This is a genomic window from Shinella sp. M27 (genome assembly GCF_049199905.1).
Taxonomy (GTDB): domain Bacteria; phylum Pseudomonadota; class Alphaproteobacteria; order Rhizobiales; family Rhizobiaceae; genus Shinella.
The window spans coordinates 275,336-291,204 of sequence record NZ_JBLZPK010000014.1 but is presented as its reverse complement, the minus strand read 5'-3'; the positions used below and the strand labels follow the sequence as shown (position 1 = coordinate 291,204).

The following is a 15,869-nucleotide window of genomic DNA, read 5'->3' as shown; positions in this document are numbered from 1 at the left end:
TGCGAGCAATCGACAATATGCCCCTTTCGATCTATGCCCTGATAAGACTGATTAGATGGGGGGCGGCATGCGCAGATGGTCACTGTTTCTCGTTCTCGCGATTGCCCTCCCCTATGCTGGATGCAAATTGTTCACGCCTGATCACCGACTCGTTCGCGCGCCATGCGGAATGAACATAGAGAAGGTTTTGTATGCAGAAGAGAAAGCTTGGGGCGTCGGTTTGCCGGGTGACAACGAAACCGGTGTAATTGCTTATGAATTGCCAGAAGATGTATCGAAAGCGCTGGAGTTGCGTGGCCTTGGATACCTGGAGGGGTTGGACTGCGCGCGACGGGACGGCGGGGACTGGCGTGGGCGCTTTTACAGGTGGAAGCGGACTCCAATTCAAGACGGTCGCAAATGGGCCAAGGCTGGAGATCCCGAGATTCGGACCTATCTCGGACAATATGGTTTCGACATCAATATCAGCCCGACGATCGAAGCCGAGATCAATGCGGCGATTTCAGGCAGCGATGCCTTTTTCGCGTATGGCCAGATTGGCTTTGCCATACTTGTACCGAGCAAGAGACGCGCATATTTCGTCTATGCAGGGTAAACGTCGAAATTTCATGCGAGCGCGTCTAGTGGACGATCATGCTCCCGGACATTGCTAGCAGTGCGCTACCATCCGCACTCTCTAGAAAAATCTATTCCCCGTTTTCCCCACCCTCAAAACCCATGCCCATAATCCTCCCGTCCCGCCGCGGATACACCGGAGCGCGTTGCCGGCGAGGCGGGATCGGTGCCTTGGGGTTTCGGCGGTTACGCACGCCGGGTTTCGAGGCGTGGCAGAAAATGGTTTCCCTCACGGGCTCATCTGTCGTGATACCCCGTGGCGTGCCTGTGCGGCACAGAGGATATGACCGGCGATGGCCGGATGCGGCGGCGCGAATGCCGCGTGCGTCAGGCCTTTCGCATTGCCCGGCTCCGGCCGGCGCGCAATGGCCCTGGAAAAGGCGCCGGTTCGCGTAGAGAAACCGCAGTTGCCGCGAAAAGACACCGAACGGGGTGCCGGAAGGCGTCACATACACTTTTCAACGAGGCACCTTGCGGCGCCCCGTCCGAACCCGGTTCGCCGGGACGAAACTGCGCCACTCCACGGATGCCACGGGCATTGCGTGGTTCTCCGTGCAGGCGAAAGGAGAATGCACATGGACGCCATCCCCTCCGGTCCTGTTCAGGCCGATATGCTTGCCGAACGCGCGATGCGGCAGACGGCGACGATACTTCGCGACCTGACGACCTGCCGCCGGCGGGCCTGCCGGCGCAATGGATGTTGCGGCCCCTTGGCCGAAAACACGGGTAAGCCTTCGCGCGCTCAAGGCGGATTTTCGCATGTCCCGCCATGCATCATCGGCACGGATGCCGAACTCGTCGCCGTTTTCGAGGAGCAATCCCGTATCCTGCTGGCGCTTCTCGACAGAAACCCCGATTACAAACTGCATCCGGCGCGTCTCCGGTGAACACTCGACGGACAATAGCGGGAGGCGAGGAGGCAAGATCGGCGGCCCGGCGTCTTCAAAACCCGCCAAGCCTTGACAAACGGGCGTCATCATGCGCTTTTCCGCCCGATTTTTCCTGGGTAAACGCGCCGGATTCTTCCCGCGTGTCCCTCACGCATTTCAGGATACAACGATGCACCGTTACCGCAGCCACACCTGCGCCGCCCTCCGCAAGGCCGATGTCGGCCAGACCGTTCGTCTTTCGGGCTGGGTTCACCGCGTCCGCGACCATGGCGGCGTGCTTTTCATCGACCTGCGCGACCATTACGGCATCACCCAGGTCGTCGCCGATCCGGACAGTCCGGCCTTCAAGAAGGCCGAGACGGTGCGCGGCGAATGGGTCATCCGCATCGACGGTCTCGTCAAGGCGCGCACGGAGGACACCGTCAATAAGGGCATGCCCACCGGCGAGATCGAACTCTACGCGCAGGAGATCGAAGTGCTCTCCGCCGCCAAGGAGCTGCCGCTGCCGGTTTTCGGCGAGCCGGAATACCCGGAAGACGTGCGCCTGAAGTACCGCTTCATCGACCTGCGCCGCGAGACGCTGCACAAGAACATCGTGCGCCGCACGCAGATCATCTCCTCCATGCGCAAGGGCATGGGCGAGGCCGGTTTTGCCGAATACACCACGCCGATCCTGACGGCCTCCTCGCCGGAAGGCGCCCGCGACTTCCTCGTGCCGTCGCGCATTCATGAAGGCAAGTTCTTCGCGCTGCCGCAGGCCCCGCAGCAGTACAAGCAGCTCCTGATGGTCGCCGGTTTCGACCGCTACTTCCAGATCGCGCCGTGCTTCCGCGACGAAGACCCGCGCGCCGACCGCCTGCCGGGGGAATTCTACCAGCTCGACGTCGAGATGAGCTTCGTCACCCAGGAAGACGTCTGGGAAACGATGGAGCCGATGATGACGGCTGTCTTCGAAGAGTTCGCCGAAGGCAAGCCGGTCACCAAAGAGTGGCCGCGCATCCCCTATGACGAAGCCATCCGCAAGTATGGTTCCGACAAGCCGGACCTGCGCAACCCGATCGTCATGCAGGCCGTGACCGACCATTTCGCCGGTTCGGGCTTCAAGGTCTTCGCGAACATGATCGCGTCGAACCCGAAGGTTCAGGTCTGGGCGATCCCGGCCAAGACCGGCGGCAGCCGCGCGTTCTGCGACCGCATGAACGCCTGGGCGCAGTCTACCGGCCAGCCCGGCCTTGGCTACATCTTCTGGCGCAAGGAAGGCGACAAGCTCGAGGGCGCAGGCCCGCTTGCCAAGAACATCGGCGAAGAGCGCACGGAAGCCGTTCGCCAGCAGCTCGGCCTCGAAGACGGCGACGCCTGCTTCTTCGTCGCCGGCGACCCGGCCAAGTTCTACAAGTTTGCCGGCGAAGCCCGCACCCGCGCCGGCGAGGAACTGAACCTCGTCGATCGCGACCGCTTCGAAATGTGCTGGATCGTCGACTTCCCGTTCTACGAATACAACGAGGAAGAAAAGAAGATCGACTTCGCGCATAACCCGTTCTCCATGCCGCAGGGCGGCCTCGAAGCCTTCGACAGCAAGGATCCGCTGGAGCTGAAGGCCTACCAGTACGACGCGGTGTGCAACGGCTTCGAAATCGCCTCGGGCTCGATCCGTAACCAGTCGCCGGAGCTGATGGTCAAGGCCTTCGAAAAGGTCGGCCTCAGCCAGCAGGATGTGGAAGAGCGCTTCGGCGGCCTCTACCGCGCGTTCCAGTACGGCGCTCCGCCGCACGGCGGCTGCGCCTTCGGTATCGACCGTGTCGTCATGCTGCTCGTCGGTGCGAAGAACCTGCGCGAAATTTCGCTGTTCCCGATGAACCAGCAGGCGCAGGACCTGCTGATGAACGCCCCTTCGCCGGCAACGCCGACGCAGCTTCGCGAACTGGCGCTGCGCGTCGTTCCGTCCAAGAAGGACTAAGACCTTCGAAAGGACTTGCAGAAAGGGCCGGCGGTAATGCCGGCCCTTTCCGTTTGGACGCCACAATGCCGCGAATTCGCCGCCAGTCGAGCCCAATTCCGCGCATAATCGGTCCAAATGCACCCCTAGCGTGAAGAGACGCCCGCAAGAGGCGATTCACGACTGGAGGGACTTTTCATGACCGATATGCAAGCCGACGATCCCGCGCCTGCGGTATCCTCCCGGCCTTCTCCCTATCCCGAACCGCGCGGCAACCTGACGACTTTCCTGCGCTCGCCGGGCGTCAAGTTCATCATGATCGGCGTCATCTCCGTGGCGCTGCTGGTGCCGCTGCTGCTCGTCTGGGGGCTCACGGAAGAGCGTGCTCAACGGGCGGCGGATGTCTCGCGCCGCATCGCCAACGGCTGGGGCGGCGACCAGGCGATCAACGGCCCCTACATCGCCGTGCCCTTCGAGGTGCAGCGCAGCCGCGAGGTGGATGGCCGAACCGTGGTCGAGCAGACGACCGAATGGGCGCTCGTCATGCCGGAAGTGCTGGACGTGACGGCCGATCTCAAGGCGGAGGAGCGAAAACTCTCGATCTACACGCTGCCGGTCTATAACGGCGCGCTGACCCTGAAAGGCCGCTTCGGCAGCAATATCCTGCAGGACCTCGCGCAGTTCTCCGGCACGCCGCAGCTCGACCGCGCGATCCTTGTGCTGAATATCAACGACATCACGGGCATTCGCTCCGATGCGGGCGTGAAGATTGACAATGGGGCTGTACGGCCCTTCGATCCCGGCATGCGGCAGATTTCCGCGATGAGCGTGGTCGGTGCGGATGGCTACGCCACGCCGCAATCAAGCGCGGGCGTGCACCGGCCAATCGAGCGTGCGCTGATCGACAGCGGCTTTGCCTTCGAAATCGCGTTGTCGCTCAACGGCTCACGCAGCTTTGCCGTGGCGCCTGCCGGCCAGACGACGAGTTTCGCCGCCAAGGCCAACTGGCCGCATCCCGGCTTCGAGGGTCTCTTCCTGCCGGAGGAGAAGACCATCACGGCCAAGGATTTCTCAGCCAAGTGGACGATCCCCTATCTCGCCCGCGGCATCGACCGCGTCGCCTCCGGCCCGACGCTGCCGCTGTCGGGCAGCATGATGAGCATCAACCTCGTGGAGCCCGTGCAGTTCTACCAGGTTATCTCGCGTACGCTGAAATACTCGATCGGCTTCATCTCGCTCGTCTTCCTCGCCGTCTTCGTCGTGGAGTTAAAGGGTGCGCGCATGGTGCACTGGATCCAGTATGTGCTGACGGGCCTCGCGCTGATCGTCTTCTACGTACTGCTCCTGGCGCTTGCCGAACATACCGGCTTCACCATCGCCTATATCGTGGCAGCACTTGCGACGACCTTGCTGATCGCTGCCTATCTCGGCAGTGCCACCGGCAGCCGAAAGAACGGCCTGTCGCTCGGCGCCGTGCTCATCTCCGCCTATGGTGTCATGTATCTGGTGCTGCGCGAGGATGAATATGCGCTGCTCGCCGGCGCGCTGATCTCCTTCGTCACCATTGCCGCCACCATGTACGCGACGCGCCGCGTGGAGTGGTCGGCGCCACAGGCCATACCCATCCGCTGAGGCGGCGACCCCGAACGCAAAAAGCCCGGAGCATCGCTCCGGGCTTTCTCTTTTCAGCGCGTGGCCGAAAGGATGGATTACATCTCTTCGTTGGCCGTGACGGTAACGCCGAGAACCTGCGGGATGGTCTGCGGTGCGCCCATGGCGGCACCCATGATCATCGGGAACGGCACCGGCTCCTTCGGCTCGGCGCTGATCGTCAGGTTCTTCGGATCGTCGAGGAAGGTGTTGGCGGCGGCCGAGATCTGGTTCTGCAGGTCGGGCATGTTGAGCTGCGCGATCATGACCGGGATCAGGCCCTTCAGCGACTGCGCCATCTGCTCGCCCGTAACGCCCTGTTCGCTGCCGGCATAGTCGAGCAGCTTCTTGGTGATCGAGGCGTCTTCGAAGGAGATCGAGGCGCTGTTGAAGGTCAGCTGCTGCACGAGGCCCATCATGGACATGCCGAGTGCTGCGTTGGCTTCTTCCTTGTTCGGGTTGGATTCGGATGCCTTGATGGCTTCCTGGATGCCCTTCAGGAAATCGAGCGTGTAGCCGGAGAATTCCAGCGACAGGCTGAGGCTGCCGACATCCTTGAAGTCGAAGGTGTATTCATCGACGGCGAGCTTGCCGCTGGCCAGTTCCCAGCTGCCGGACATGGAGACCTTGCCGTCGAGCGAGGTCATGCCGAGCTTGGCGAGCGTATCCTTGGCCTTGGGGTCTTCGACGGAGGTCAGGTCCGCCTTGAGATCCGACAGGGTGGCGTCGAATTCGAGGCCGGCATCGCCATCCATGCGCGTGACATTGGCTTCCATGCCGGACATGGAGAAGACTTCCTTGCCCTTGTTGGAAACGTTGATCGGGCCGGTGGAAGCCGATTCGTACATCAAAAGCGATTCGAGCGTGCCGGGCTTCACGGTGCCGGGAATGGTGACGCCGCTGATCGCGATGTCTTTGACCGAAACAGTCGATTCCGCTTCGGTCGCGTTGACATCCGCGAAGCCGACGGTCTCGATCTTGTAGCCGCCGTCGCCGTCTTCCTCGACGCCTTCCATGGTGACCGTACCGAGCTTGATCGGTTCTGCTGCACCTGTGGGCTTCAGCTCGGCGCCTTCGAGGGTAACGGTCGAGCCATCAACGGCGACGTTCGAGGAGGTGACCGTCACGCCTGACGTGGCATAGGTGGCATTCAGCTTCGCCAGCAGGTCCGCGCCATCGAGCGCGAAAGCGGGGCTTGCCAGGGAGGCGAGCGCGGCGCCGGCGAGAAGGGTGCGGAAATGGGAGGTGCGCATCATGAATTGGCTCTCTTTCTGGATTTTTGGACGGCTGCCTTGCCGTTACCGCTCATAGACGGGCGGCGCGGCGACTATATTCGGGCGCGCGCAACTTTCTATAGAATTCTGGCGCTTCGGCGGCATATTCGCGACAGGCTTTACAAACTGCTATCCACAGCGCAATCGCCCGGATTCCTTGCCGCGAATCGGTCTAGAGGCTAGTCAAGTCGCATGGGACAAAACACTTTGCCGCCGGATGGCGGAGACGACAATATCCTGCCGGTCGACCTCAAGGCGGCGCTGGAAGAGCGCTATCTTGCCTATGCGCTGTCGACCATCACCCAGCGCGCGCTGCCGGATGTTCGTGACGGCCTGAAGCCGGTTCACCGCCGCATCATCCACGCGATGAGCGAAATGGGCATTCGCGCCAATTCGTCCTTCAAGAAATGCGCGCGTATCGTCGGCGACGTCATCGGTAAGTTCCACCCGCACGGTGACCAGTCGGTCTATGACGCGCTGGTGCGCCTCGCGCAGGATTTCTCGCAGCGTTATCCGATCGTCGACGGGCAGGGGAATTTCGGCAATATTGACGGCGACAACGCCGCCGCCTACCGATACACCGAAGCGCGCATGACCGACGTCGCGACGCTGCTGCTCGACGGCATCGATCAGGACGCGGTGGATTTCCGCCTGACCTACAACGAGGAAGACGAGGAGCCGGTCGTCCTGCCCGGCGCCTTCCCGAACCTTCTTGCGAACGGTTCTTCGGGCATCGCCGTGGGCATGGCGACGTCCATTCCCTCGCACAATGTGCATGAACTGTGCGACGCAGCACTTCACCTCATCCGCAATCCGGATGCCGAGGTGGAAAAGCTGGTCGAGTTCGTGCAGGGCCCGGACCTGCCGACCGGCGGCATCATCATCGACAGCCGCGAAAGCATCATCGAAGCCTACCGGACGGGTCGCGGCGGTTTCCGCGTGCGCTCGAAATGGCAGACAGAGGATCTCGGCCGTGGCGGCTACCAGATCGTCATCACCGAAATTCCCTATCAGGTGCAGAAATCGCGCCTGATCGAGAAGATCGCCGAGCTGCTCATCGCCCGCAAGCTGCCGCTGCTCGAAGACATCAGAGACGAGTCGGCCGAGGACGTGCGCATCGTGCTGGTGCCGAAGAGCCGCACGGTCGATCCGACGATCCTGATGGAATCGCTTTTCAAGCTCTCCGAGCTGGAAAGCCGCATTCCGCTCAACATGAACGTGCTCTCGATGGGGCGCGTGCCGAAGGTCATGAGCCTCAAGGAGGTGCTGGTCGAATGGCTCGCCCACCGCCGCGAGGTTTTGCAGCGCCGCTCGCGCCACCGCCTCGCCGCCATAGACCGCCGACTCGAAATCCTCGGCGGTTACCTCATCGCCTATCTCAACCTCGACGAGGTGATCCGCATCATCCGCGAGGAGGACGAGCCGAAGGTCTCCCTCATGGAAACCTTCTCGCTGACGGACGTGCAGGCCGAGGCGATCCTCAATATGCGCCTGCGCTCGCTGCGCAAGCTCGAGGAATTCGAAATCCGCACGGAATTCGACAGCCTGTCGAAGGAGAAGGCCGAGATCGAATCGCTGCTCGCTTCGGACGAGAAGCAGTGGCAGACCGTCGCGTGGGAAATCGGCGAGGTCCGCAAGAAATTCGCCAAGGCGACCGAACTCGGCCGCCGCCGCACCCAGTTCGCCAGCGCGCCGGAAGCCGATGTCGAGGCGATCCAGCAGGCGATGATCGAGAAGGAGCCGGTGACGGTCGTCATCTCGGAAAAGGGCTGGATCCGCGCGCTGAAGGGCCATATCGCCGACACATCCGGTCTCCAGTTCAAGGAGGGTGATGCGCTCAAGGTGGCCTTCCCGGCACAGACGACGGACAAGGTGCTGATCGTGACGACGGGCGGCAAGGTTTACACGCTCGGCGCCGACAAGCTGCCGGGCGGTCGCGGCCATGGCGAGCCGCTGCGCATCATGGTCGATATGGAAAACGATCAGGACGTTCTGACCGCCTTCGTACACGATCCGCATCGCAAGGTCGTCATCGCCTCGCAGGCCGGCAACGGCTTCGTCGTTGCGGAAACTGAGATGGTCGCCAATACCCGCAAGGGCAAGCAGGTGATGAATGTCGGCATGCCCGATGAAGCCAAACTCGTGGTGCCGGTGCGTGGCGACCACGTCGCGGTCGTCGGCGAAAACCGCAAGATGTTGGTCTTCCCGCTGGCGCAGCTGCCGGAAATGTCACGCGGCAAGGGCGTTCGCCTCCAGCGCTACAAGGACGGCGGCATCTCCGACCTGCGCTGCTTCGCCATCGCCGACGGCCTCACCTGGGACGACAGCGCCGGCCGCAACTTCGTGCGCACGAAGGAAGAACTCGCCGAATGGCTCGCCGACCGCGCGACGGCAGGCCGCACGGTGCCGAAGGGGTTTCCGAGAAGCGGCAAGTTCAGCGGCTGATCAGCCGGAATAGGGGACGCTGACGTCGCGCAGGAAGCGCGTCGCGCCCTCCTCATCGATCTCGCCTGCGGCGACGGCTAGGACGAAAGCGATGACATCGGCTTGCGACGCTTCGATCAGGAAGCCGTTGAGGATCAGGAATGTAAACGCGGCAAGAAAGCCGGTGCGCTTGTTCCCGTCAGAGAAGGGATGATTGCGCACGATGCCGTAAAGATAAGCGGCCGCCAATTCGAAAAGGTCCGGCATGCTATATGCTGCCTTGTTGAGCGGGCGGGCGAGAGCTGCCTCCAGAGCGTTCTCGTCTTTGAGCCCGCCAAGCCCGCCGTGCTCAAGAATCTGTTCTTCGTGCATGACCTCAACAGCTTGGCGGGTCAGCCACTTGATGTCACTCATTTGGCGAGTTCGCGGAGGGCGACGCGATACTTTTCCATACCCATGCGGGCGGCCCTGAGTTGTTCCGCCAGATCGGCGTTCTGGGGAATAAGCTGAATTTGACCGCTTTCTTCCTTCAACGTCAGTTCATCCCCCGCCTTGACGCCCATGCGGTCGAGGACGTCCTTCGGGATGATGATGCCTTCAGAATTGCCGATCTTGCGAATGGTGATATTCATGGCCTTGCTCCGTTATAACTAAGTTATAACATTGTGTGGGGCCGATCTCAAGCCTCACCCCGTAAACGGAAACTCCGTAGCCGTTTCGCCTTTCCGGGCGGCGCGGGCCTTGGAGCGCATTTGCCAGAGGGAATGGGCAAGCAAAGCAAGGATGAGGATGGAGCCGCCGATGAGGGTCTGTGTGGTGGGTGTTTCGGCAAAGACGATCCAGACCCAGATGGGCGCGAGAACGGTTTCCAGCAGGTAGAACATGCCGACTTCCGGCGCCGAGAGATAACGCGGACCGGTGGCCAGGCAGAAGAAGGCGAGCGGGATCATGATGAGCCCGTTGAACAGGATGAAGCCGGGGGCTGCGATCTGGAAGCCGGTGTCGGGCAGCAGGATCAACGCGGCGATGCCGGGAAAGATCGCGGTGATGAGCGGCACGAAGCCCATGTCGAGACCGCTGCGGCGGCTGAGCGTAATGGCGGAAGCGAGCAGGAAGGCCGATGAGGCCGCCATGGCGTCGCCGAAGAAGTTTCCGCTTTCCAGACCGTCATGCACGATCAGCGCAACGCCCGCGACCATGGCCGCCATGGTGACCAGCGTCGCGTTCGAGGGGCGCTCGCCGAGGAAGATCCAGGAGAGGATTGCCGCGAACATCGACGTGAAGGCGAGGATGAACACGACATTGGCCGTGGAGGTGTTGAACACCGCCAGCATGAAGGTCAGTGAGTTGATGCCGTAGAGCAGGCCGATGAACAGGCCCATCGGCCCGGGAACCAGCGCCACGCGTTTGCCGAGCGCGAAACGCAGCACGGACCAGGCGAGGATCGCCATCACGAAGGTCGCGATGCTGCGTGTCGCCAGCACCGACCAGACTTCGCCGTTGGCGGAGCGGATCAGCGGGATGTCGAAGGAGAGGGCAAGGCCGCCGATGGCGGTAATGAGAAGACCCTTGCGGTGAAGGGCGGGATCGCTTGTCTGGGACACGATGGGACCGAATCGATGCTAAGAGGCAGTATCTTGCTCATCATAGCGCTCCCAACCGCGCGGCATCAGGTGCTCCTGCGGCAAAAACTTTGTTTTATAGTCCATTTTGCGCGATCCCTTGACCCAATAGCCGAGATAGACATGCGGCAGGCCGAGCGCCTTAGCGCGCCTGATGTGGTCGAGGATCATGAAGGTGCCGAAGGAACGGTCGGCAAGCTCCGGATTGTAGAAGGAATAGACCATCGACAGGCCGTCGCCCATGCGATCGGTCAGCGCCACGGCGAGCAGTTCGCCCTGCGGACGCTCCTGCAGGCCGGAGCCTTCCTCGCGCTTGCGGTATTCGACGATCTTGGTGTTGACGTGCGTGTCCTCCACCATCATCGCATAGTCGAGCACGGACATATCGGACATGCCGCCCTTCTGGTGGCGGGCGTCGAGATACTGACGGAAGAGGCTGTATTGCTCGCTCGAAGGCTCGGCAGGGTATTCGTGTGCGATGAGATCGGCATTCGTCGCCAGCACCCGGCGCATCGAGCGGCGCGGCTGAAACTCGTTGACGAGGATGCGGACGGAAATGCAGGCGCGGCAGCTTTCGCAGGCGGGGCGGTAGGCGATGTTCTGCGAGCGGCGGAAGCCGCCCTGGGTCAGGAGATCGTTGAGTTCCGGCGCCCGTTCACCCACCAGATGGGTAAACACCTTCCTTTCCATCTCCTGCGGCAGGTAGGGACAGGCCGCAGGCGCGGTCAGATAGAACTGCGGAGAGGGTGTTGCCTGCGTATTCATCGGCCGTGAGGCGACTCCATCGCTTTGTGACACATAATGCCAATAGCATGGCCTAGTTCAAAAAAAGGTCAACTAGAGGAATTCGCCCGCGCCCGCTGATCAATAGCGGTCGCGGCGAACCACGACGGTGCCCAGTAGCAGGTCATGCAGCAGGCGGCCACGGTCGGTGAACAGGCCGACGAGCACGATGAACGGCGTGAGCACGGCATTGCCGATCCAGAACAGCACGAGATGCACGATCGCGGTCAGGAAATCCACCGGGCGGCCATCGACGCGAGCGAGCGCAAGGCCCATCACGTTCATGCCCGCACTCGCCTGTGAAGGCCCGCCCATCGTCAGGCCGAAATAGAGCATGGCGACGATGGCGAAGAGGGCAGGGTAAAGGAAGAAGCCGAGGCCGAGCGTCAGGATGCCCAGGAAGAAGACGATGACGGCGGCCGGAATCCAGAGAAGCGCGACGATCGCGTAATCGATCAGAAACGCAAAAATCCGCCGCGACAGCACGCCGCGATAGGCCTGCCAATCCGTCGTCGGAACCCGCGTTTCATTGAAATCAGCGCTCATCTGCCTGTCTCCGTGGTGGAACATGCAGAACATATGGGGATGGTTTCGGGGAAAACAACGGGCGCCGGAAAGCAGGAATGGGGAGACAGAACTCCCGATCAGCCCTTCTTTGCCAGATACCGTGCCACGTCCATCGCGAAATAGGTGAGAATGCCGTCGCAGCCGGCGCGCTTGAAAGCGAGCAGCGTTTCCAGCATCACGCGTTCGCCATCGATCCAGCCGTTCATCGCGGCGGCCTTGATCTGGCTGTATTCGCCGGAGACCTGGTAGGCGAAGACGGGCAGGCCGAAGGCTTCCTTCATGCGCCAGCAGATATCGAGATAGGGCAGGCCGGGCTTGACCATTAGCATGTCGGCGCCTTCCTCGACGTCGAGGGCCGCGTCGCGGATCGCCTCGGTGCCGTTGGCAGGGTCGATGTAATAGGTCTTCTTGTCGCCCTTCAGCAGGCCGCCGGTGCCGATCGCGTCGCGATAGGGGCCGTAGAAGGCGGAGGCAAATTTCGTGGCATAGGACATGATGCCGACATTCTGGTGCCCCGCGGCATCCAGCGCATGACGGATGGCGCCGATGCGGCCGTCCATCATTTCCGACGGCGCGATGATGTCGGAGCCGGCATCGGCCTGGAGCACGGCGGCCTTGGCCACCAGATCCACCGTCTCGTCATTGACGATGACATCGCCACGCAGCACGCCGTCATGGCCGTGGCTGGTGAAGGGATCGAGTGCGACATCGGTGATGACGCCGATATGGGGCACGGCCTTCTTGATGGCGCGCGTCGCCTCGTTGATGAGATTGTTGGACACGAGACAGTGCGAACCCGTTTCGTCGCGCAGGCTCATCTCGATATTCGGGAAGGTGGCGATGGCAGGAATGCCGAGATCGGCGGCTTCCTTTGCGGTTTCCACCAGCTTGTCGATGCTCATGCGGTTGACGCCGGGCATTGCGGCGACGGGATCGACGACATTCTCGCCGGGCACGACGAAGACCGGCCAGATGAGGTCGTCCACCGTCAGGCGGTTTTCCTGCACGAGGCGGCGTGTCCAGTCGGCCTTCCGGTTGCGCCGCATGCGGCGGCCGCCGGTGATATCGTCGACAATGTGCCTGCTGCCGGTCATGATGCCATTTCCCTTACGCGATCCGATCTGCGCCTCATATCACGCTCATTCCGGCAATCAAATCGCGAGCGGTGAGGGGGACTGCGGCATATGGCCGTGCAGGAGGGCGCCTGCGGCCTTTATGCCGGCCCGTCTTGCCCTTACTGTCAGCCGTATGGTTGCTGATTCTGCCAAAGGCCCGAGGCCAAGCCTCATCGAAATGCTGTTCGTGCTGTTCCTGCGGCTCGCGGCGATCGGCTCGCTGTGGTTTGCCCTGCAGTACTGGGCGATGCTCACCGGCTTCTCGTTTAATGGCCAGGGCCGTTTCGATCTGCTGCCGCCGGCCTGGAAGGCGGCCTATACGGCACTGGCCGTGCTCTTCCCCGTGGCGGCCGTGGGCCTCTGGCTTCTCGTCTCCTGGGGGCCGGTCATCTGGCTGGTCGCAGCGGCGACGGAAGTGGCCATGCACGAGGTCTATCCCTCGATTTTCGGTATCGACCGGACGCTGGTTCTTCTGCATATCGCGATCGCCGTTCTCTTCGTTCTTTTCCGCATCGCGCTCTTCATCGAGCGCCGCAGACAGGCCCGTTCGGTAAGAACTGATTCACCCTGAGACAGGGTCGCCTTTCGGTAAGGCGCTGTTAAGCCTGCGGTTTAAGTAGAATTTTAGATGCATTCGTTAGGTTCTCACTCAAGGCGGGAAAACAAACCACACCGCCAAACAAAACAGTGAGGCAGTAACGATGAACACCAAGATGAAGCCGCAGCAGGCCCCGGTCGTCGATCCGCAGGAAGATGCGATCCGCAACCTCTATCTGGAATCCCTCCACCTCGTCGAGCGTCTGCACCGCCGTCTGCTCGACGTCATCAAGGACGAGTTCGACCGCGCCGGTCGCTCCGATGTCAACGCCGTTCAGGCGCTGCTCCTCTTCAACATCGGCAACTCGGAACTGACCGCCGGTGAGCTGCGCTCGCGCGGCTATTACCTCGGCTCGAACGTCTCCTACAACGTCAAGAAGCTGGTCGACCTCGGCTTCATCAACCACCAGCGCTCGCGCATCGACCGTCGTTCGGTCCGCATCAGCCTGACGGAAAGCGGCCAGGACATCGCCGAGACCGTCGCCAAGCTCTATGAGCGCCATATCGGCTCGATCCAGAAGGTCGGCGGCATCGGCGAAGGCGAGTTCAACCAGATGAACAAGCTGCTCCAGCGTCTCGACCGCTTCTGGAACGACTCGATCCTCTATCGCCTGTAATCCCGGACATCCTTTCGACCTCCTCCATAAAAGCCGGCCGCGTTCCCTGCGCGTCCGGCTTTTGCCGTTCACGATCAGCGGGCTGGACCTCACATCTTCGTGTGTTTCCATGGGCTTCCCGTCCTGCGAAAGGCGCTGAGACACGAATTGGCCATATTGCTGTGACACCCGGACGCTGGGCTTAAGGTATGCGCGGGCGGCAGGGCCGGTTTGCGTTTGTTAACCCTGTTCATGATAGCTGCATCGGGTATGGACCTTGGGTCATGTGCCCAGGCGCACCCGCCGCTTTGAACGGCGTTTCAGGAGATGGTAGGATAGATGTCTCGCAAAACCGGAATTGATGTGTTCTCGCGCCGCGCATTCCTGCGCTCCGCTGCAACTTTCGGCGCTGCCGCCGTTGCCGGCCCCGTGCTGGCCCAGACGGCCCTTGACGACGTCCTCAATGCTCCCCGCCGCGGCAACTGGGACGATCAGTTCGATGCCCAGGCGTCGCGTTCCTCCGCCGGCGTTCAGTCCAACAATCCGATCCTCGGCTCCGGCGCGATCCCGAATATCCAACAGGCGATTTCCGATTACCAGCAGATCGTGTCCAGCGGTGGCTGGCCGCAGGTCAGCTCCAGCGTGAAGCTGGAACTCGGCGTGGTCGATCCCGCCGTGCAGGCGCTGCGTCAGCGCCTGATCATTTCCGGTGACCTTTCGCGTTCCGCCGGCGTTTCCAATTCCTTCGATTCCTACGTCGATGGCGCGGTCAAGCGCTTCCAGGCCCGCCACGGCCTGCCGCAGGACGGTGTGCTCGGCGAATATACGCTGAAGGCGATTAACGTGCCTGCCACGACCCGCCTTGCCCAGCTGAACACCAATCAGGTGCGTCTGCAGACCATGTCGGGCGATCTCGGCCAGCGCTATGTCATGGTGAACATTCCGGCCGCCTATATCGAGGCGGTGGAGAACGGCCGCGTCGTGTCGCGTCACGTCGCCGTGGTCGGCCGCCTGAGCCGCCCGACGCACATCCTGAATTCCAAGATCTACGACGTCACCCTCAACCCCTACTGGACCGCGCCGCGCTCGATCGTCGAAAAGGACATCGTGCCTTTGATGCGCAAGGACCCGACCTATCTGGCGCGCAACAACATCCGCCTGATCGACGGAAAGGGCCAGGAAGTGGCGCCGGAAACGGTTGACTGGAACGCCGAAAAGGCGCCGAACCTGATGTTCCGCCAGGACCCGGGCAAGATCAACGCCATGTCCTCGACGAAGATCAACTTCCACAACCCGAACAACGAATACATGCACGACACGCCCCAGCAGGGCCTGTTCAACAAGCTCATGCGCTTCGAATCGTCCGGCTGCGTGCGCGTGCAGAACGTGCGCGACCTCACGACCTGGCTGCTGCGCGATACGCCCGGCTGGTCGCGCGGTCAGATCGAGCAGGTCATCAACACGCGCGTCAACACGCCGATCAAACTGGCCGTCGAAGTTCCGGTCTATTTCGTCTATATCTCGGCCTGGTCGGCCCGCGACCGCGTCGTCCAGTTCCGCGACGATATCTACCAGATGGACGGCGCGACCGAACTGGCGCTCCAGAGCGGCATCGGCACGGAAAAGCCGGCCGGCTCCCCGGACGAGGACCTGCTGCCGCAATAAGGCGATTTGTCTGACTTTTTCAAAGGCCCCGCATTCCCCAGGGAATGCGGGGCCTTTGTTTTTCCGGCCTCGGGCACCTTGTCGTTTTTATCGCATAACACGCGCGGAAATGGCGCAAACCGTGGAGCGGATATT

Annotated in this window: 15 protein-coding genes; 7 read left to right on the top strand and 8 right to left on the bottom strand. The window is 61.9% G+C overall.

Features of this window, described 5'->3' with window-relative positions; all coding sequences use genetic code 11:
• The first annotated feature begins 67 nt into the window (after nt 1-67).
• Entirely contained in the window at nt 68-595 is a 528-nt protein-coding gene (locus ACOZK4_RS06725) for a hypothetical protein (RefSeq protein ID WP_421591189.1), read from the top strand.
• Between the two features lie 478 nt (nt 596-1,073).
• On the opposite strand, the gene ACOZK4_RS06720 is transcribed toward ACOZK4_RS06725, so the two are convergent.
• Entirely contained in the window at nt 1,074-1,595 is a 522-nt protein-coding gene (locus tag ACOZK4_RS06720; protein WP_421591188.1) for a hypothetical protein, read from the bottom strand.
• A 79-nt stretch (nt 1,596-1,674) separates the two neighbouring features.
• Here ACOZK4_RS06720 and aspS point away from each other — a divergent pair, with 79 nt between their 5' ends.
• Together aspS and creD are read left to right on the top strand one after the other, a co-directional pair.
• The gene (gene aspS / locus ACOZK4_RS06715) at nt 1,675-3,462 is read left to right on the top strand and encodes an aspartate--tRNA ligase (protein ID WP_421591187.1); all 1,788 of its coding nucleotides are present in this window, start codon (nt 1,675-1,677) and stop codon (nt 3,460-3,462) included.
• A gap of 177 nt (nt 3,463-3,639) precedes the next feature.
• Nucleotides 3,640-5,073: a cell envelope integrity protein CreD gene (creD, locus tag ACOZK4_RS06710; protein ID WP_421591186.1), complete on the top strand. Its 1,434-nt coding sequence runs from the start codon at nt 3,640-3,642 to the stop codon at nt 5,071-5,073.
• A 77-nt stretch (nt 5,074-5,150) separates the two neighbouring features.
• On the opposite strand, the gene ACOZK4_RS06705 is transcribed toward creD, so the two are convergent.
• Nucleotides 5,151-6,347 carry a hypothetical protein gene (locus ACOZK4_RS06705; RefSeq protein ID WP_421591185.1) on the bottom strand — a complete coding sequence of 399 codons (1,197 nt, stop codon included), beginning with the start codon at nt 6,345-6,347 and terminating at the stop codon, nt 5,151-5,153.
• Between the two features lie 210 nt (nt 6,348-6,557).
• Between ACOZK4_RS06705 and parC the strand changes: the two genes are divergently transcribed.
• Complete coding sequence (gene parC, locus ACOZK4_RS06700) at nt 6,558-8,810, top strand: DNA topoisomerase IV subunit A (RefSeq protein ID WP_313522410.1); 2,253 nt, start codon at nt 6,558-6,560, stop codon at nt 8,808-8,810.
• Here the strand turns inward: parC and ACOZK4_RS06695 are convergent, their stop codons facing one another.
• From ACOZK4_RS06695 to hemB, 6 genes are all read right to left on the bottom strand, one after another.
• Nucleotides 8,811-9,203, bottom strand: a complete 393-nt coding sequence (locus tag ACOZK4_RS06695) for a type II toxin-antitoxin system death-on-curing family toxin (protein ID WP_421591184.1) — start codon at nt 9,201-9,203, stop codon at nt 8,811-8,813. It abuts the gene before it with no gap.
• Entirely contained in the window at nt 9,200-9,421 is a 222-nt protein-coding gene (locus ACOZK4_RS06690) for an AbrB/MazE/SpoVT family DNA-binding domain-containing protein (protein ID WP_421591183.1), read from the bottom strand. The genes ACOZK4_RS06695 and ACOZK4_RS06690 overlap by 4 nt, the downstream gene beginning before the upstream one ends.
• A 54-nt stretch (nt 9,422-9,475) precedes the next feature.
• A complete protein-coding gene (locus ACOZK4_RS06685; RefSeq protein ID WP_421591182.1) occupies nt 9,476-10,393 on the bottom strand; it encodes a DMT family transporter in 918 nt (305 codons plus the stop codon).
• A gap of 18 nt (nt 10,394-10,411) precedes the next feature.
• Complete coding sequence (locus tag ACOZK4_RS06680; protein ID WP_421591181.1) at nt 10,412-11,176, bottom strand: arginyltransferase; 765 nt, start codon at nt 11,174-11,176, stop codon at nt 10,412-10,414.
• 99 nt (nt 11,177-11,275) lie between these two features.
• Nucleotides 11,276-11,740, bottom strand: a complete 465-nt coding sequence (locus ACOZK4_RS06675; RefSeq protein ID WP_313522413.1) for an RDD family protein — start codon at nt 11,738-11,740, stop codon at nt 11,276-11,278.
• 98 nt (nt 11,741-11,838) lie between these two features.
• Nucleotides 11,839-12,855 carry a porphobilinogen synthase gene (hemB, locus tag ACOZK4_RS06670; protein WP_421591180.1) on the bottom strand — a complete coding sequence of 339 codons (1,017 nt, stop codon included), beginning with the start codon at nt 12,853-12,855 and terminating at the stop codon, nt 11,839-11,841.
• Between the two features lie 154 nt (nt 12,856-13,009).
• Between hemB and ACOZK4_RS06665 the strand changes: the two genes are divergently transcribed.
• The 3 genes from ACOZK4_RS06665 to ACOZK4_RS06655 all read left to right on the top strand — a co-directional run bounded on the left by ACOZK4_RS06665 (nt 13,010) and on the right by ACOZK4_RS06655 (nt 15,734).
• Nucleotides 13,010-13,447, top strand: a complete 438-nt coding sequence (locus ACOZK4_RS06665) for a DUF6163 family protein (protein ID WP_313522415.1) — start codon at nt 13,010-13,012, stop codon at nt 13,445-13,447.
• 130 nt (nt 13,448-13,577) lie between these two features.
• Nucleotides 13,578-14,090 carry a transcriptional regulator LdtR gene (gene ldtR / locus ACOZK4_RS06660; RefSeq protein ID WP_298106054.1) on the top strand — a complete coding sequence of 171 codons (513 nt, stop codon included), beginning with the start codon at nt 13,578-13,580 and terminating at the stop codon, nt 14,088-14,090.
• Between the two features lie 318 nt (nt 14,091-14,408).
• On the top strand, nt 14,409-15,734 hold the full coding sequence (locus ACOZK4_RS06655; RefSeq protein ID WP_421591179.1) for a L,D-transpeptidase family protein: 1,326 nt from the start codon (nt 14,409-14,411) through the stop codon (nt 15,732-15,734).
• Nucleotides 15,735-15,869: the final 135 nt, after the last annotated feature.